The sequence below is a fragment of the Slackia sp. genome (genome assembly GCF_977041755.1).
Genome location: NZ_CDRRGL010000004.1, coordinates 1 through 17857, shown reverse-complemented (window position 1 = coordinate 17857; position 17857 = coordinate 1). Strand labels below are relative to the sequence as shown.

The following is a 17857-nucleotide window of genomic DNA, read 5'->3' as shown; positions in this document are numbered from 1 at the left end:
GCGCCGGGGCGGCCGCTCCGGAGGTGGAAAAGACAAGCGTTCGTGTTCGGGGGCCCTGGGCGAACGACTGGAAATGCTCGGTTTCTCACTTCTCCCCAAAACGGGAAACCGGAGCTCGGCGCATAGGCCGCGAAGCGGCCGGTAGCCGAGCGGGCATTTCAGGGCGTTCGCCCAGGCCCCCCGAACACGAACAGAAAGGCATGCGAATCGTCAGACGGCACTCGATTCGCGCAGCGGTGGCCTACAAAGCGCCGAATACCGCGCGAACGTCGTCGACGATATCGTGCTCGGCAACCACGACGGCCTTATCGCCCGGGTAGAGCACCATGTCGTCGGTCGCCACCTCGGCCTCGCCATATTCGCGGCGATCAACAGCAATGAGCAGGCTGCCTTCGGGCAGATCGATAACATCGACGGGCACGCCGTCGTTCATTTTGAAGTGGCGAAGCTTCTGCGGGATCGCGATTTCGAGCAGCGCGATATCGCCGCGCGAAAGGGCCGACACGACGCCCACGCCGCCCATCAGGGCTTCTTCTTCAATCATGTTCGCGATAAGCATGGTCGACGACACGCTCTCGATGCCGACCTCGCGAAAGATTCGACGATTCTTGGGGTTGTTCACGCGAGCGATGCAGCGATTCACGTTGAATACGCGCGTCGCGATTTCGCACGCCACCAGATTGTCGTCGTCGCGGCCCGTTACGGCAACGAAGACGTCGGCCTTACGAATGCCCGCGTCTTCCTGGAAGTCGGAGTCGCAGCCATCGCCGTTAATGATGAGGTATTCGCCCTGAAGCTCGACGGAGAGATGGTCGGCCGTATCGCGGTCGCTTTCGAGCACGGCGACTTCATGGCCCTTGCCCAACAAAACGCTCGCCAGGTATTCGCCGACTTTGCCGCCGCCCATAATAACGATATACACCGCAGCCTACCTTTGCATCATGTAAACCGAGAACGAATTCAGCAGGTCATGGCGAATGCATGCCAGCACGCTGTCGCCATGGTAGAGCACGCTGTCGCGCGTGGGAATGGAGCTCATGGAGCCGTCGCGGCGCTCGAACGCGATTATGCGAATGCCGTGGTTGCGTTCGAGGTCGCCCACTTTCACGCGACCGCGGGGCGTCATAGACAGGTCGATGGAGAAGCGAAGCACCTCAAAGTCGCCGAACGTATCGAGATGGCTTCCGTGGCCTGACATGATTTTCGAGAAGATTTCCTCAGCAACGAGCGAGGTTCCGCACACATAGTCGAGGCCCAACTGCATATAGGCTCGCTCGCGCGCGGGGTTGTAAAGTCGCGCGATAACATGAGGCACGTGAAAAATACGGCGAGCGACCTCGATCACCATGAGGTTCGAGTTGTCCGACTGCGTAACAGCAGCCACAACGTCGGCCTCCTCCACGCCCGCGCGCACAAGAACATCCTCGTCGAAGCCTACGCCCTGCAGGGTGTTGCCATTGAAATTGCGATCGAGATTCGAGAACGCCGCGGCATTGCGGTCAACGACGCACACGTTGCCGTCGCCCTGGGAAAGCAACGTTGCAAGCTGAGAGCCAACACGCCCGCAGCCAACGATGATGATATTCGCCATACTCCTGCCTTTCGGCCTACGCCGAGGTCAACGGCGCGTTAGAGGAATTTGTAGTAAACAGGCTTGACGCCCCAGTCGCCGATTTGGCTTGCACCAAGGGCTTTCCAGCAGCCCGGCGCCAAATCGAGGGCTCGCCCATATTTCTCGAAGCCGCCCGTATCGGTCACCGTTGCGACAATGATGGTTTCGCCGTAGCGAATGGCAACCGCGTGCCCAAGCAGATTCGACTGCGACTGGGGAACGGCCACCGTGAGCTCGTTTTCAGAAAGCAGGCGGCCCGACGCGGTGGCATCGGTGCAGAAGTTGCCCGAACCGTCGTCGTTGTCAGAGCGGCTGTACGCCGAAGCCATGCCGTACGACCAGCCGTCAGACTCATCAGGGAGAATGCGCGGTGCAGTGGGCAGCGGATTGGTGGTTCCCAAGGCCAACGCGGCCTCGGCGGTAGACGAATTCAGGGCGTCATATGCGGCAAGCGCGATAACCGGATCGGGGTCTTTCACCGTGATGGTGCGCGACGCGGTTTTCGTAAGCGAATTTGAATCGCTAATGCGCTCCTGCGCGTTGGAATCGCCTTCGGAAGAAGCGAATGCCTCATCGTCGGAAACGGTATTGCGTGCCTCGCCGATGCCAAGCGTGGAGTTGTCCACGTCATGGGATGCCACGGCGGGCTCAAGGGTGATGACCGTGAACCCCGCAGCAACAAGGGCGACAACCGCCACGGCGATGAACGCCGCTGCGAACGCGTGCCTATTGCCGCGTTTTTCAGCGATACGAGCCACTCGGCCTCCAATGTTCAAGATGCGCGCCGCCCAAACCTCATGCGGCGAATCGCGATGGAAAGCACATACGTGCTGACCTGCGAAACGCATCTGCCAATACAAGAAAACTATCCTATTATATCGCGAAACCGAGAGGGCTCAAAATCCACGCCGCGAATGGCGCTCGCAGCTTCACACCTGCGGCACAAAAAGAGCAATAACCAGGTACGCCACCGTGGCCATCGGGGGAAATGCGGCGAGCAGAATAACCGCGATAATGCGAACCACCGTAGCGTCGACGCCAAAGTAATACGCGATTCCGCCGCATACGCCGAAGATGCGCTTGTCGGCACGCGAGCGGCGAAACGCCTCATGGTTGCCAGGCTGCGCAAAGCCCGACAGCTTTCCAGATTTAGTCGCCCACAGCAAATACCCGCCGGCAGCAAGCAAGCCGCAGGGCCACACGACGTTCCACAAATGACGAATGAAGTTGATCAAACTCGAAATAGCGGCGGCCGGAACAAGCACGTTCACAAGATTCCATGCGCCAATAAGAATGAGCACCACGCCAATAACGACGGCGACCTGCGGAGCATTGCCACGTTTTCCTGAAGAATTTTGAGCCATGACGATACGCCTCCTAGAACATGCCGCGCGGCGTAAGGGGCGACGGCGATATCTCGATTACCTCAAGCGGAGCTGGAGGCGCAAAACCAAACGTCGCTGCGGCCAAGAGCACGGCGAAGCACGCAGCAGCCGCGAAATAGAACAAATCGTCCTGCATGGCTTTCCCAATGAGCACAAGACCGATGACAACAAAAAGGCCAGGCCATAGCTTGGAAATGCCATACAGAAGCATCTCAAAATCAACCACCCCAACCGAGACGGCCAAAAGCGTCAGCCCGCAGAACATGAGCATGAGGCCTAACGAGAAACGGCGCAGGCGCGCCATGCTGCGAGAGGGCGTGATCATGAGAGCCGCGCCCGTGAGGCAAACGGCGATAGGCAAAAACTGCCACCACTCGACCTTCGGCGCAATAATCGTGAGGGAAAACGCCGTAATCACCGCAAGCGCTGCGGTGCCAATCCACATGCCCGCACGCGACCAGCCATGAGGGCCAATGCCACAAGGGGAATCGTCTTCAGAAAAGCACGGGCGCGGCGAGCCGTCGGCCGCATACGCGTCGCACGGCAGGGTCTCGGGGGAAATCGCCACATGCTTGGGCAACACGAGCCACAGCGTGGCATATACCAGGGTAAAGAGCCCGAACGTAGCAAGAACGAGCAGCGCGGCGAGAATGCGAACGGCGGCGGGGTCCATATCGAGCCCTTCGGCAACACCAGAACACACGCCGGCAATGGCCGTATCGTCGGAGCGATAAATTTTCCTCGTTGCCGCCAACGTGTCCTTCCTTCTCGTCACGCGCGGCACGTGGCCGCGCTCTTAAGCCTGCTCTATCTTCGTCACCAAAAGCTCCGAAATGCGACGGCGACGCACCTTGCGCACCTTGAACGTAAAGCCGTCCTTCGCGAATTCATCGCCAAGCTGAGGAACGCAATCGAATTCGTCCATAAGCCAGCCGGCCACGGTTTCGTAATCGTCGCTCACCTTCACGGGGAAGCCAGCCTCGGCCGCTTCGTCTGTGGGACACGAACCCTTCACGCACCACGAACCCGCGCCAAGCGCTTTGATGTCAGCATCTTCGAAGTCGGTTTCGTCGACGATTTCGCCGACGATCTCCTCGACGATGTCTTCGATGGTAATTAAACCAGCGGTGCCACCGTATTCGTCAACGACTATCACCATCTGTTGACGATTCGTTTGCATCTCGTTGAGCAGCGGCAGCAAGCTCTTGCTTTCGGGCACGAAACCCACCTCGGCCACGTAATCGGCCGCAAGGTCGTCTTCTTTATCTTCGAGCAAAGGGTCGATGAGGTCTTTATAACGAACGATGCCAATGATGTCATCGTCATCGTCGCGGAACACGGGCAGGCGTGAGTAGCCTGTGCCGCGCATGCGGTCGATAGCCTGGCGCACCGTTTCGTCGGAGCCCACCATAATCATGTCGACGCGCGGAGTCATAACTTCTTCCGCCGTAGCGTCTCCGAGGTCCATGACCTCATGAATCATGCGCTTTTCTTCGTCGTCGAGCTCTTCGTTGTCGGCGACCATTGTGCGAATCTCGTCTTCGGAGACCTCTTGGCGACGCTTGTCGCCGAAAAACATCGAAAGGAAGCCTTTCGATGAAGGCTTTTCTTCAAAAGAAGGGGTCGAACTCGTGGGGCCTGCGTCCATAAAGGCACGTCACCGCTTTCATAAATCACCGCAGCCATGCGGGTGTGCTTACAGCACGAACAACAATATCGAGAAAAACTGCAGGACGCTGCCAGCGAGCACCCACAGATGGAACACCATATGCATGAAGGGAATTTTCTTCAGCACATAAAACACGCAGCCAATGCTGTAGCAAACGCCGCCGGCGACGAGCAGCCAAAGGCCGGTTGGCGCGAGGTTTTCGACAAGCGCCGGCAAGAATCCCACTACGCACCAGCCCATGATCAAATAAATCACGACCGACACCCAGCGAGGACGGAATGTCCAGAACGCCTCGGCAGCCATGCCGATAATCGCGAGCGCCCACACGAACGCGCACAGATACACGCCGCCCGATTCGGAAAGCGTAACCAAGCAATAGGGAGTATAGCTTCCCGCAATGAACAGGTAAATCGCAGCGTGATCGATGACCTTGAACACGCGCTTCGCGCCATCGATGGCAAGAGCGTGGTAAAGCGTCGAGGCCAAGTATTCCATGAGCATAGAGATGGAATAGATGAGCGCCGCGGCCAAAAGCACGCCTGCGCCATCGCCGACAGCGCGCACAATGCTAATGGGAATCGCCGCGATGGCTAAAGCCGCGCCTACGCCGTGCGTAATGGAATTGCCGATTTCTTCGCCCACGGAATATTCGCGCACCTTCTTGTGGCGGCGCATGGTGTCGTGGGCGGAGGATGTTAATAAAGTAGTCATGGGTGCAATTCTAGCATGCCAACCGCCATGGGCGGCCCCCTTGCCATATTTGGGCACAAACGAGCGGCGATAGGACAGAGCAACCAATGGATATACCCGGAACAGGGCCGCCCGTGCAGTGACTTTTTTACGACGCCTGGGCGAATTTGCCCGAAAAAACGGCTATGATTCCAATGCGGGCGGTGCCACCGAGGGAGGGGTTGTGGCGCCGCCTTTTTTGCGTATGGCGCCAACTATGCCGCGCTAGAACAGCCCCATTTGCTGCGGTTCGTACTCGTATTCGCATAAAAGTTCGCCGACCGTGATCTCAACCTCGTACGATTCCCATTCCTTCACAGGCGCGGCAAACACATTTCCGCCCTGCTCGAGCATCAAAATGCCGCCCACCATGCCCACGCAGCGACCAGCGACCATATCGCTCGGCGAATCGTCGGGCAGCTGCACGATGTCGGGCGCCGCTTCCACATCACCGAAGTAGTATTTCGTGAGGTCAAGCACGCCGCCCTCGGGCTCAACGCCATGGGCGCGAGCCGCTTCGTACACCGTTTCAATGGCGGCATCGGCCTTGAACGGGTCGCTGAGCAGGCGAACCTTCGTACCCAAACGCATGGTTTCGTAAATGCCCTCCTGCGCGCACAAGTGGGCCTCGAGCGCGCGGGCCTCGTCGGCATTCGCGAAACGCTTCAAAATGCCCGCGACGCGCGCACCCTGCTCAAGCAGGCGCTCGATGCCGCGCGTCTCCGACGAAATGCCCACCTTCAAATGCTGCGGCGAGAAATACGCCATGTACACGAAGTGCGGCGTGAGGTTGTAGGCGCGCTGCTGAGCCGAAATGCTGTCGGCGTTGTAGAAAGCGGGATTGAAGCCCGTCTCTTCGCGGCAAGCCGGACACATGTCATCTTTGTACTGGGAAAACGGCATGAGTTCCACGCTGTTTTCGCATGCCTTCGATTGGTAGGTTTTCAAATCGAACGGTCCAATGCAGAAGCGCTTTTGCGTATGGCGGAACGTAAAGGTGCGGCCCAGAACGGGCAGGCGCATCTGCTTTTTTCCATACACATCATTGACCAGCAGATAGGGACCATCGGCGGCATAGCCGAGCCCAGAAAACACGAGCGTTGCATTCGGCATGAAACGAGGCATGCGGGCGAATCCTTTCACAAATGGCAGCGCCGACGCGCCGCGAAACTTTCGGCGTTCGATAATAGCGCAAACGCCGTGCAGGCGAGACTTCGCATTCGCGGCGAAACCGAAGAGGTACATGCCCGCTCGCCCGCGAAAGCGAAAGCCCCACCATCCAGAAAGAGGCCCAAAGGCTACGCTTTATGGCGCACAAGGAAGAATAGCGACGCCATGCGCGATGAGAAGGCGCGCGGGACGTGGGGCTTTACGCGCCCTTCGCCATAATGAGATTGGCCAGCACGCCAACAATCGAATCGGCCGCGCCAAGCGCGGGAATATAGGTGAAATTCGGCGCCTCGGTGCCCGCTTCGCGCGCCGCCGAGACGAATTCCTCGCGCGCCTCGATGCCCACCTCATACGAAGTCTCGATGCAATCGACCGAGAAAATGGGGCACACCACGGCAACGTCGCGCGCACCTTCGGCCGCCAAGCGACGCAGTTCGGGTTCGAGGAAAGGCCCAAGCCATTTGCGCGAATCAAAGCGCGATTGGTAGGTGAGCACCACATCTTCGGGCGCAATGCCCAACTTGGACGCCAGCCCCTCGGCCGTGGCCTTGGTCGATTCGGGATAGGTGTCGCCCGCCGCTTGAAAGCTCACGGGAATGGAGTGGAAGGAAACCACGAGCTTTTTGCCCGGCTCGTACGACCACGCATCGCGCACCGATTGCGCGAGCGCATCGAGATAGCCCGGCGCATTCCAATAGTGCGAAATCGTGCGCGCTTCCGGCCGCGGCAGCTCGGGATGCTCGGCCATAGCCTCGCCGAAGGCGCGCTCGAATTCCTCCAGGCACGTGCCCGCGCACGCCTTCGTTTCCTGCGGATAGAGCGGCACAACCACAATTCGAGAGACGCCCGCGTCGAGCAGCGCCTCAATGGCCGATTTCGTCGACGGGTTTCCGTAGCGCATGCCCAGTTCAATCGCGACAGGTTCGCCCATAAGCTCCGCCAGGCGGGCGCGAAGCTTGTCGCGCTGCGCGAGCGACGTAAGCAAAAACGGGCTGCCCTCCTCAGTCCAAAACTGCTGATAGTGCGCAGCGGTCTTCTTCGGACGATTCGGCAAAATGCAGAAATTGAGCACCGGCTTCCAAATGAGCCGCGGTACATTGATGAGGTTGCGGTCGGAAAGGAATTGCTTCAAGTAGGGACGAATGGCTTCGGGCGTTGGAGCATCGGGGGTTCCCGTGTTAAGAATCAAAACGCCCAGCACAACAAACATCCTTCCATGCAACGCGAGCAGCGAAAAGCCGCACGCCCCCTTTATAGCGAACCAAACTTTAGCACCAGACGAAAAGAGGCTGGCCCCGCACGGAACCAGCCACATGAGCCGCAGGAAAATGACGGCGTATGACGTAATGAAAGACGCTTGGCCACGCGTGGCACGCGGCCCAATGTCTATTCGACGAACTCGGCAGCAGCCCTGCGAGCGACCTCGTCGAAATCGAGGCAACCCTGGGCAGTAAGCCGTCCACCGCAAATAAGATCGCCAAAGGCGACAACCCCAACGCACGTTACTCGCGCGAGGGAACGCCGGCCGCCGTAGCGCAGGCCATGGCGATTCCAGCGACCAAAGCGGGGGCGAGCTGCGCCACATCGGGAAAATCAGCGCCGCCAAGGCGCGCCGCCGCGATAACGCCGAGCACCAAAACGGCAGTTGCCGCAAGCATACCGCAGGCCGCAAGGCCGCGGTTGTCGCGGGCGCACAGAAGCGAGCCTGCCACGGCCGCAACCAGCCACGACACCGCCATCGCCCACATGCTCGGGCTTGCGACGAGCGACAACGCCGCATTCTCCATAGCGCTCGCGCCCGGCATGGCGCCAAACGCGAACACATTCCAGCCCGTTAAATCGAGCGAGCCCGCACATGCCAGGCAAAACGCCGAAACCGCCGCGAACGCCGTGGCAGCGAGCGCATGCTTGATGTTCAAGAAATACCCCGCGAGCAGCGGCACCGCCGGCGCGAAGCCGAACGCGCCCGCCAAAACGGCCGTCGCCCCCACATTCGCGCAGGCGTGCCAGCGCGCGCCGCCGAGCGCGAGCCATGCCACGCCCGCAAGCGCGAGCGCCAGCGCCAAAAACGGCGACCCCGCAAGCGCGAGCGCCACCACGAGCGCGCTCATCGCAAACGCTGCGCCAGCCCCGGGCCACGCGAGCGCCGCCGCGACGGCGACGCCCACCACGCCCCAAAACGCCGGCTCCATGCGCCCAGCAATCGTCATGCACGCAGGAATGTTCGCAGCCGCCTCGAACGCGGCGAATCCGCATACGACAGCCGCCCATAAACGCGCGGCCAGCGCCTTCGTGCGCGGCGCCATGCGGTCGAACATGCTCAAGCCCGCATACGCCCCGCCGCGTCCCGGCAAGAAGGCCGACGCCGCGCCGCCCCCTTCATCAAATTCGGCGCCGTCGTCACACGCCTCGCCCACCAATACCGCAAGCTCGCGCGCGCCTCGCCGCGCATCGCCCATATGCGGCAGCATGGCGTCGGCGAACAGCTCGACCGAATCGAATCGGTCGTTGCGATCGATTGCGAGCGCGCCAAACAGCGCCTCGTCAATCTCCTCGTTCAAATCGTCGCGCACCATAGACGGCACAAACACTTCCGCCTGTTCAATAGCGCGTTCGGCCGCATCGAGCCCGGGCGCCCGAAACGGATTTTCGCCCACGAGCATTTCATAGGTAAGCGCAGCGAGCGCCCACTCATCGGTACGCGCGTCACATGCTTCAAGGCGCATTTGCTCGAGCGGCATATACCCAATGGTCCCACCCGCCGCTCGGCCATACCCCGCCGCATGCGACAACTGCGACAGGCCGAAATCGGCCACTTTGACCTGGCCTTGCCGATTGATCAAAACGTTATCGGGCTTAATATCGAGGTGAAGCACCTGGTTCTCATGCGCCGTTTCAAGCGCGCCAGCCACCGCTTCGAACACGCACGTCGCCACATCGAGCGACAGCGCGCCTTCCTCGCGCATGAGCTCGGTGAGCGTGATGCCGTCCATGTATTCCATGATCAAATACGCCTGGGCGCCCGATGCGTCGAAGTCGTACACACCCACAATGTGCGAATCGGACAGCATGGCAGCCGTGCGTGCCTCATCGAGCCCGGGAATCTCGCGCGGCGAGCGCGCATCAGCGGGCGACGCGTAGCCGTCAAGGCGCAGGCACTTAATAGCCACGCGTCGCTGGATACGCGTATCCCACGCCGCAAGCACCGTCGCGAAACCGCCCGCGCCCGCTTCCTCGAGCGGCCTATATCTGTTCAAGATGAGATTTTGCACGCCACATGGCCTTTCTGTTTTAATGGTTGGCTATTATATCTTTTTTAAGCTCACGTACTAAAACCGCAGAAAGGCTTGAGTCGCCCATGGGATTCTTCTCGAAATTCGAAGGCAAAATGGAAGATACCTTCGAGGGTGCAGCGGGGAAAATGAACAACGCCCCCATCTCGCCCGTCCAAATAATGAAGAAGGCTGAAAAGCAAATGCGCCGCGAGAAAATGGTGAGTGCGGGCCGCGAATTCGCCCCCACGCTCTACACCGTGCTCGTGAACGCCGACGACGACCAGCGTCTCTTCGGCTTTTATCCCACGCTTGCGGGCGAAACCGAAACGCGCCTCGAATCGGCAGCGTCTTCCGAAGGTCTGGCCCTGGATTGCAAGCCGCTCGTGCGCTTCATCGTGGACGAGAGCCTGAAGCACGGAAAATTCGACGTGATCGCCGAAGTGGTGAGCGCACCCATCATCGCACAGCTGCGCGATGAGGAAATGCAGCGCTACGGCATGGCTCCCGCCGGTGGCCGAGGCTACGCGCAGCAACCCCAGCAGCAACCCGCATACCGTCAGCAACCGCAAGCGCAGCCCCAACAGCCCGCCTACGCGCAGCCCAATCGAAATGCGGCTTTCGGTCAGGCGCCCGGATACGGCGCAGCAGCAGGCGCGGCATACGTCGCGGCCCAGCAACCCGTCGCAAAGCCGCCGCTGCCCCAGGTCAACGAAGACGAAATCGATTACGACGCCAACTACGGCGAATACACGTTCAACAGCGAGAACTTCAGCGACCCCCATGCGCCGGTCAACGTACCGCCCGTGATTGAACCCGAAGCTCCCGCCTACGCCAACCAGCAGCACGTCGCACAGCCGGCTGCCGCCGGAGCCCAGGCCGCCCAATCGTTCGCGCAGAGCATTCCGCAGCCTCCCGCGCCCGAACCGGTCATTTTGCCTGAGCAGGCCCCCGCGTTCCCCGGCGCATTCCCCGCGACCTACCCCGCAGGCGGAGCTGGCGCATTCCCCGATGTCGCCCACGTCGCCGAAGCCGCAGGTGGCACGCCTGGCATGCCGGGCAATGCCGCTTATGCGGGCGTTCCCGGAACCGTCGCGTTCACTGCGGGTGCCGCACAGGCAAACCAAATTCCCAATGCCAATGCCGTTCGCGCGCGTCTCATCGACGTCGCATCGAATCGCTCCTACGACCTTGCCACCAACCGCGTGCTCCTCGGCCGCGAAACGGGCAACGACATCGTCGTGAACGACCTGAATGCTTCGCGCCAGCACGCGCAAATCGAATTCGAACCGCAGGGCGTCTGGGTCATTACCGACCTTGGCTCCACCAACGGCACGCTCGTCAACGGCGCGCCCGTCACGCGACGCGGCCTGTCCGACGGCGACCGCATCACGCTCGGCATCACCGATTTCATCTTCTCACTGCGTTAGGAGCCCTTCCGTGATCGACATCGTCCTTTTAGTTGGCCGTCTTCTGTTCGTCGCGCTTTTGTATCTCTTCCTGTTCGCCATCATGAAAACGGGAATTGGCCTGGTGAAAGGCCAGCGCAAACGCGAAAAGGCCTGGGAGGTGTCGGTAGAACGCGGGCCCAAAGAGCTGCGCGGCGTGAAAATGCCCGTACGCGGCCCCGTTATCGTGGGTCGCTCGCCTGGCGCCGACATCGTGATTGGCGCGAGCTACGTTTCCGCGCGCCACGCGCGTTTTTCCATCATGGGCCAAAACCTGTTCGTTGAAGACTTGGGTTCAACGAACGGCACTGCCGTAAACGGCCAGCGCATCGCTGAACCTGTCGCGCTCAAGAGCGGCGATGTGGTCAATATCGGCGACGTCACCATGCGAGTGAGGTACGAATAATGGCCGCCGCAAAGAAGGCCCAGCGCCGCGGCCGCCACGCCAAGGTCGATTTCCCCGAATACGGTTCTCGCACCGACGTCGGCCTGGTTCGCGACCATAATGAAGACAGCCTGACCGTGGCCCCACCCGTATTCGCCGTCGCCGACGGCATGGGCGGCCATGCGGCAGGTGAGGTCGCCAGCGAAATCGCCATCCAAACGCTTGTCGAAAACGCACCCGACACCGCCGACGGCGATGCGCTTGCGCGCGCCGTGGTCGAAGCGAATCGCGCGGTTATTCGCGCCGCGGTCGACGGGCGCGGCAAACAAGGCATGGGAACCACCATGACCGCCGCCGTGGTCGACGGAGTTCGCCTCGTGGTGGCACAGGTTGGCGATTCGCGCGCCTACCTGCTGCATCGCGGCAATCTTCAGCGCATCACGCGCGACCACTCGCTCGTGGCCGACATGGTTGAAGCGGGCGAAATCACCGAAGAACAGGCCCGCGTGCATCCCCAGCGCAGCGTCATCACCCGAGCGCTTGGCAGCGATCCGCGAACCCTTCCCGATATTTACGAGATGACGCTCGAAGGCGGCGACAGGCTGCTTTTGTGTTCGGACGGCCTTTCGTCGATGATTGAAGACGACGTCATCCAAAGCGTGCTTGTGCGTCGTTGCGACCCGCAGCTTTGCGCAAACATCCTGGTAAATGAGGCGATTAAGGCAGGCGGCTTCGACAACGTGACCGCCGTCGTAATCGATGTGAAAGGCGACGAAGAGACCCGCGTGAAAAAAGCGCGGTTCCGCAGCCGAACGGGCGCCATTATCGGCGCGCTTGCGCTTCTTGCCGTGCTCGCCGCAACCGCCTTCGGCTCGTATGCCTATTTGAACCACGTGGCGTTTCTTACCGTCGATTCGAATAACGAGATTGTCGTGAACCGCGGCCTGCCGGGCGAGGTATTCGGCATCCAAACCTACACGCTCGACCATAAAACCGGCGTGAAAACGAACGATTTGGACCTTCCGCAAAACACCATCGACAGGCTCACCGAAAACGGCGGCATGCGCGTCGATTCCGTGGCCGACGCCGATTCGCTCGTGAGCACGTGGAAATCGCAAGCGACTTCCGAAAAAACGCAGGACGACGCCAATGAGGGAAAGGGTGGTGACAAATAATGAGCCGTCGCAATACCGAACTGCTGCTTTTGTGCTTGGCGGCGCCGTTCGTTGTGCTGCTGTTCGCCATGGTGCTCGTTCAGCAAGGCACGGCGCTTTCTCTCGAATCGCTCACCGCGCCCCTCGGCCTGTTCGCCGCGTTTGTGGTGGCGCACATCGCCACCCGCTTCCTTGCGAAAAACGCCGATCCGGCCATTTTGCCCATCACATTCGGCCTTTCCGGCATCGGCATCGCATTCGTCACGCGCCTCGCGCCCGATTTGGCGGTAAGCCAGATTATCTGGCTGTTCGTGGGCATCGCGTGCATGGTGATCACTCTGGCGGTCGTGCGCAACATCGACCGCCTCTCACAATACAAATATACGTTCATGGTGCTGGGCATCATTTTGCTGCTCTCCCCCATGATTCCCGGCCTCGGCCAGGAAATCCTCGGCAGCCGCATTTGGCTGAAGCTTGGTCCTTTCAGCTTCCAGCCAGGCGAGATCGCGAAAATCTGCATCGTCATCTTCTTGGCGTCGTATTTGGCGCAAAACCGCGAGATGCTCTCCATTTTCACCGTGCGCGTTGGCCGCTTCCGCGTTCCCGACCTGGGAACGCTTGCGCCACTGCTCGTCATGTGGGCGATTTCGTTCATCATCGTCGTGTTCGAGAAAGATTTGGGAAGCGCGCTTGTATGCTTCGTGCTGTTCCTGGTCATGCTTTATATCGCGAGCGGAAAGAAGCTCTATTTAGTGGTGGGCTTCGGCCTTGCCGCCATTGGCTGCGTGTTTTTGTACCAGTTCTTCGGCCACGTGCAAATTCGCGTGAACACCTGGCTCGACCCGTTCTCTGACGCATCGGGCAATGGCTATCAGCTGTGCCAAACGCTCTATTCCCTAGCCGATGGCGGCATGGTGGGCGTAGGCATCGGCAACGGCCTCGCCGAAAACATCCCCGTCGTTGAGTCCGACTTCATCTTCGCCGCCATCGCCGAAGAAACGGGCTTGCTCGGCGGAGCCGCCGTGTTGCTTTTGTATTTGAGTCTGTGCATTCGCGGTTTCGCGACCGCGGCTCGCGCGAAAAGCGACGTGTCGGCTATGATGGCCGTAGGCTGCACCGTGACCATCGTGCTTCAGGCGTTCATCATCGTGGGCGGCGTTACGCGACTCATTCCGCTTACAGGCCTTACCCTGCCTTTCATTAGCCAAGGCGGATCTTCCCTGCTCGCAAGCTTCATTGGCATTGGCCTTTTGCTGCGATGCGGCGACGAGGGCACCGGCATCAACTCGGAAGTTCGCGACGGAACGAGCCGCATGGCCCCCATTGGCGCGCACGGCTCGCACGGCCGCCCCGCAGAAACGGGCGTGCTCGGCCGCGTTGCCCTGGGCAAACGTCTCACCAATACCGCGCTCGCGTTCGCGCTCATGTTCGCGGCGCTTGTAGCGAACCTCACCTACGTTATGGTGTTTATGGCCGACGAGTATCAGAGCTACCCCGGCAACAACCACACGCTCTATAAGGAAGCGCGCACCGAACGCGGCTCCATCTCCACATACGATGGCGTCGTGTTGGCCGACAGCGTGCAGGCAGACGATGGCGGATACACGCGCGAATATCCGCAGGGTTCGCTCGCAGCTCACCTGGTGGGATACTACTCGCAGGTTTACGGCGCATCGGGCATTGAGGCCTCGCAGAACAACGCGCTGAAAGGCGATTCGAGCTTCGCAAGCTGGACCGACGTAGTGAACAGCATGGCGGGAATCGAGACGCCCGGCAACGACGTGCGCCTCACGATCAATTCCGAGATTCAGAAAACCGCCGAATCGGTGCTCGAGGGCTACAAGGGCGCCGTCGTGGTCATGAACCCGAAAACAGGCGCGGTGCTCGCCTGCGCGAGCTCGCCCACCTACGACATCAACGACGTCGACGACATATTGGCCCAGGCCGCAAGCGGCGCCGACGCCACGAATGGTGCGCTCGTCAACCGCGCCACGAGCGCCGTGTATGCGCCGGGCTCCACATTCAAGCTCGTCACGCTTACTGCGCTTATCGAGGGCAACCTCGCCACGCCTTCCACCACCGTCGACGCGCCTGCGCAAATGACCATCGGCAACGCATCGGTCACCAACGCCGACGACATTGGCTATGGCACCATCACGCTCGCCCAGGCTCTCGCCGTTTCGTCGAATACAGCATTCGGCCAGTTCGGTGAGGAAGTCGGCAGCGACCTGCTCGTGAAAACCGCGCAGAAGTTCGGCTTCGGCAGCGCCATTGACACCGACATCCCCACCACGGCAAGCCTCATGCCCGACCCCGACGAGATGACCACGTGGGAAACCGCGTGGGCGGCATGCGGCCAGCCGGTAGGCGAACACGCAAGCCCCGCAGGCCCGCAGGCCACCGTGCTGCAAATGGCGATGGTCGCCTCGGCGATTGCCAACGACGGCGTGCTCGAGAAGCCATACTTCGTTGAAGGCGTCTACAACGCCCAAGGCGAGCGCTCCTTCAGCGCAACTCCGAAGAGCCTCGGCAGCGTCATGTCGAACTCTTCAGCGAAAACCATCACCGAAATGATGGAAGGCGTCGTGAACAACGGCACTGGCGCGGGAGCAAAAATCCAAGGCGTGCAGGTCGCCGGCAAAACCGGCACGGCCGAGACGAACAAGGAATACAACGACAGCTGGTTCGTGGGCTTCGCACCGTCCGACAACCCCTCGGTCGCCGTCGCTGTGCTCATCGAAGAAGGCGTGCACGGCACCGACGAATCGGGCCTGGCGAGCGTGCGTGCGCAGAAGGTGTTAACTTCGGCACTTCAGGCGCAAGGCCTGCTGTAGTTGGAATAAAATAAGGTATTTAACGAAAGAAAGCGCTCGGCAATCGAACCAGGAAAACGCACCAGCCGAAAAGCGCTTAACCATAGGTCCATCCGCGGCGGCGGAAGGTGAGGAGAGAAACGTGATAGGCAGAGTATTCAACGGCCGATACCGCATCACCGAGCGCATCGGCATTGGCGGCATGGCCGAGGTCTACAAGGCCCAGGACCAAACGCTCGGCCGCATTGTCGCTGTGAAGGTGATGCTGCCGCAATACGCAGCCGACCCCGAATTCGCGGCGCGCTTCAAGCAGGAAGCCGCATCGGCGGCCAACCTGCAGAGCCCCTACATCGTGAACGTGTACGACTGGGGCCACGATGACGGCACATACTTCATCGTCATGGAATACGTGCGTGGCACCGATTTGAAGAGCGCCATTCTGCAACGCGGCGCCATCAATCAGCGCAAGGTCGCCGAAATCGGCAGCCAAGTGTGTCAAGCGCTTTCCGTCGCGCATAACCAAGACATCATCCACCGCGACGTGAAGCCGCAAAACATCATGGTCCAGCCCGACGGCAACGTGAAGGTCATGGACTTCGGTATCGCGCGCGCGAAAAACTCCGTGAAATCGCAAACGAGCAGCGTGCTTGGCACGGCGCACTACATTTCGCCTGAGCAGGCCCAGGGCAAAGAACTCACCGGCGCCTCTGACATGTACTCGCTCGGCTGCGTGCTCTATGAAGCCGCCACGGGCCAACTTCCCTTCGACGGCCCCGACGCCGTAAGCGTCGCCATGAAACAAGTTCAGGAGGAGCCCCTGCCCCCTTCGCAGGTCAAGCCCGACATTTCGCCCGACCTCGAAGCCATTATCTTGAAGGCGATGGACAAAAACCCCTACAACCGCTTCCAAACGGCGCGCGATATGAAGCAGGCGCTCGACGACTTCCTCATGGGACGCCCCGTAAACATCGCCGGTGCGGCGGGCGGCTTCGCAAGCGCTCCCACGTCGGTCATGGGCAGCGTGCCCGGCATGGCAAGCGAAGCGGGCGGCACCGCCGTTATGCAACCCATCGGCAGCGACGCGGGAATGAAAACGAACTCATACCGCGGCGGCAACGATATCGACATGGGCAAGGCGAAGAGCAAGAAACGCGGCCCCCTTATCGCCGTCGCGGCCATCGCGGCAATCGCCGTTATCGCCGCGCTCGCGTTCGCGATAACGGGAGGTCTCGGCGGGGGCGACAAAGTTCCCAACGTGATTGGCCAAACCCAGGAAGCCGCCGTTCAAACCATTGAAAAAGCCGGCTACACCGTAGGCACCGTCACCGAAGACTACGACGCCGAAACCGTAGCGGGTCGCGTGTGCAAGCAAGACCCCGAAGCCGACAGCGACCTCGAGAAGGGCGGTAAGATCAACATCGTCATTTCGAAGGGTGTAAAGAAGGGCTCCATTCCCAACCTCTCGGGCATGACATCCGAACAGGCCGAAAAGGCGCTGAAAGACGCTGGCCTGAAGGCCCAATACGCCGGCAACGAGGCATCCGACGCCGATAAAGACACCGTGAGCAGGCAAGACCCTGCCGCAGGCAAGGAAGTCGACGAAGGCACCACGGTCAAATATTGGATTTCCACGGGCCCCGAAGACACGTCGGTACCTAACGTAGTCGGGTCCGACCAGGCAAGCGCAAAAGCCCAGCTGGAAAGTGCCGGGTTCACCGTGCAGGTCGAAACGGGCGACTACAGCGATAAATACGGCGAAGGCATCGTCATGTCGCAAAGCCCCAACGGCGGCAAGCTTGAAAAAGGCGGCACCGTGACCATCACCGTATCGCAGGGCCAAGACCCCGAGAAGAACAAAGTCACCGTACCACCAGTCACGGGCATGAGCCAGAGCGAAGCGATTAACACGCTGCTCTCCTACAACCTCGCCTATGCGCTTGACACGGCATCCGCTGGTTCGGGAACCCCGGGAACGGTTGCCAAGCAAAGCGTCACCGCCGGAAAGAAGGTCGACAGCGGCACCGTGGTCACTATCTACGTCGTGCCCGAATCTTCGAGCTCCACGGGTGATAACACGAACAACTCCGGCAACGCTTCCAACACCGGAAGCACGACGAACTAGCGGTCGAGCCCTTACTTTCAAGAAGCGTCCCTCATCGAGGGGCGCTTCTTTTTTAGCGCAATGGCATTCTCGAATAGAGTGAACGCCATTCGACAACG

Annotated in this window: 15 protein-coding genes; 5 read left to right on the top strand and 10 right to left on the bottom strand. The window is 60.5% G+C overall.

All coding sequences use genetic code 11. The features are described from left to right. Positions 1 to 241: 241 nt before the first annotated feature. From ACWI8T_RS00870 to ACWI8T_RS00825, 10 genes are all read right to left on the bottom strand, one after another. Positions 242 to 922: a potassium channel family protein gene (locus ACWI8T_RS00870; protein WP_288485160.1), complete on the bottom strand. Its 681-nt coding sequence runs from the start codon at positions 920 to 922 to the stop codon at positions 242 to 244. Between the two features lie 6 nt (positions 923 to 928). Beyond that, positions 929 to 1591 (bottom strand): potassium channel family protein, encoded by a 663-nt coding sequence (locus ACWI8T_RS00865; RefSeq protein ID WP_114615283.1) that lies wholly within the window; start codon positions 1589 to 1591, stop codon positions 929 to 931. A 38-nt stretch (positions 1592 to 1629) separates the two neighbouring features. Beyond that, on the bottom strand, positions 1630 to 2370 hold the full coding sequence (locus tag ACWI8T_RS00860; protein WP_281668615.1) for a hypothetical protein: 741 nt from the start codon (positions 2368 to 2370) through the stop codon (positions 1630 to 1632). Between the two features lie 171 nt (positions 2371 to 2541). Continuing rightward, complete coding sequence (locus ACWI8T_RS00855; protein WP_114615282.1) at positions 2542 to 2976, bottom strand: PspC domain-containing protein; 435 nt, start codon at positions 2974 to 2976, stop codon at positions 2542 to 2544. 13 nt (positions 2977 to 2989) lie between these two features. Beyond that, positions 2990 to 3751 carry a PspC domain-containing protein gene (locus ACWI8T_RS00850; RefSeq protein ID WP_449137588.1) on the bottom strand — a complete coding sequence of 254 codons (762 nt, stop codon included), beginning with the start codon at positions 3749 to 3751 and terminating at the stop codon, positions 2990 to 2992. A 42-nt stretch (positions 3752 to 3793) separates the two neighbouring features. Then, on the bottom strand, positions 3794 to 4576 hold the full coding sequence (locus ACWI8T_RS00845; protein WP_245910416.1) for a hemolysin family protein: 783 nt from the start codon (positions 4574 to 4576) through the stop codon (positions 3794 to 3796). A 117-nt stretch (positions 4577 to 4693) separates the two neighbouring features. After that, positions 4694 to 5377 (bottom strand): PAQR family membrane homeostasis protein TrhA, encoded by a 684-nt coding sequence (trhA, locus tag ACWI8T_RS00840; RefSeq protein WP_123219561.1) that lies wholly within the window; start codon positions 5375 to 5377, stop codon positions 4694 to 4696. Between the two features lie 243 nt (positions 5378 to 5620). Next, on the bottom strand, positions 5621 to 6520 hold the full coding sequence (locus ACWI8T_RS00835; protein WP_449137587.1) for a DUF2797 domain-containing protein: 900 nt from the start codon (positions 6518 to 6520) through the stop codon (positions 5621 to 5623). Positions 6521 to 6764: 244 nt separating this feature from the next. Further along, positions 6765 to 7775, bottom strand: a complete 1011-nt coding sequence (gene hemH / locus ACWI8T_RS00830; protein WP_449137586.1) for a ferrochelatase — start codon at positions 7773 to 7775, stop codon at positions 6765 to 6767. Between the two features lie 292 nt (positions 7776 to 8067). Continuing rightward, positions 8068 to 9837 (bottom strand): serine/threonine-protein kinase, encoded by a 1770-nt coding sequence (locus ACWI8T_RS00825; protein WP_449137585.1) that lies wholly within the window; start codon positions 9835 to 9837, stop codon positions 8068 to 8070. Between the two features lie 86 nt (positions 9838 to 9923). On the opposite strand from ACWI8T_RS00825, the gene ACWI8T_RS00820 reads away from it, so the two are divergent. From ACWI8T_RS00820 to pknB, 5 genes are all read left to right on the top strand, one after another. After that, positions 9924 to 11267, top strand: coding sequence for an FhaA domain-containing protein (locus ACWI8T_RS00820; RefSeq protein ID WP_449137584.1), 1344 nt, complete (start codon positions 9924 to 9926; stop codon positions 11265 to 11267). A 10-nt stretch (positions 11268 to 11277) separates the two neighbouring features. Beyond that, the gene (locus tag ACWI8T_RS00815; RefSeq protein WP_123219567.1) at positions 11278 to 11691 is read left to right on the top strand and encodes an FHA domain-containing protein; all 414 of its coding nucleotides are present in this window, start codon (positions 11278 to 11280) and stop codon (positions 11689 to 11691) included. Then, on the top strand, positions 11691 to 12845 hold the full coding sequence (locus tag ACWI8T_RS00810) for a Stp1/IreP family PP2C-type Ser/Thr phosphatase (protein WP_449137583.1): 1155 nt from the start codon (positions 11691 to 11693) through the stop codon (positions 12843 to 12845). Before ACWI8T_RS00815 ends, ACWI8T_RS00810 begins: the two co-directional genes overlap by 1 nt. After that, complete coding sequence (locus ACWI8T_RS00805) at positions 12845 to 15658, top strand: FtsW/RodA/SpoVE family cell cycle protein (protein WP_449137582.1); 2814 nt, start codon at positions 12845 to 12847, stop codon at positions 15656 to 15658. Before ACWI8T_RS00810 ends, ACWI8T_RS00805 begins: the two co-directional genes overlap by 1 nt. A gap of 121 nt (positions 15659 to 15779) precedes the next feature. Further along, a complete protein-coding gene (gene pknB / locus ACWI8T_RS00800) occupies positions 15780 to 17759 on the top strand; it encodes a Stk1 family PASTA domain-containing Ser/Thr kinase (RefSeq protein ID WP_449137581.1) in 1980 nt (659 codons plus the stop codon). The last annotated feature ends 98 nt before the right edge of the window (positions 17760 to 17857 follow it).

Coding starts and splice junctions, on each gene's coding strand:
- ACWI8T_RS00835 (WP_449137587.1), bottom strand. CDS start 6,520: ATGCCTCGTTTCATGCCGAATGCAACGCTCGTGTTTTCTGGGCTCGGC.
- ACWI8T_RS00820 (WP_449137584.1), top strand. CDS start 9,924: ATGGGATTCTTCTCGAAATTCGAAGGCAAAATGGAAGATACCTTCGAG.
- ACWI8T_RS00855 (WP_114615282.1), bottom strand. CDS start 2,976: ATGGCTCAAAATTCTTCAGGAAAACGTGGCAATGCTCCGCAGGTCGCC.
- hemH (WP_449137586.1), bottom strand. CDS start 7,775: ATGTTTGTTGTGCTGGGCGTTTTGATTCTTAACACGGGAACCCCCGAT.
- ACWI8T_RS00810 (WP_449137583.1), top strand. CDS start 11,691: ATGGCCGCCGCAAAGAAGGCCCAGCGCCGCGGCCGCCACGCCAAGGTC.
- ACWI8T_RS00865 (WP_114615283.1), bottom strand. CDS start 1,591: ATGGCGAATATCATCATCGTTGGCTGCGGGCGTGTTGGCTCTCAGCTT.
- ACWI8T_RS00845 (WP_245910416.1), bottom strand. CDS start 4,576: ATGTTTTTCGGCGACAAGCGTCGCCAAGAGGTCTCCGAAGACGAGATT.
- ACWI8T_RS00805 (WP_449137582.1), top strand. CDS start 12,845: ATGAGCCGTCGCAATACCGAACTGCTGCTTTTGTGCTTGGCGGCGCCG.
- trhA (WP_123219561.1), bottom strand. CDS start 5,377: ATGACTACTTTATTAACATCCTCCGCCCACGACACCATGCGCCGCCAC.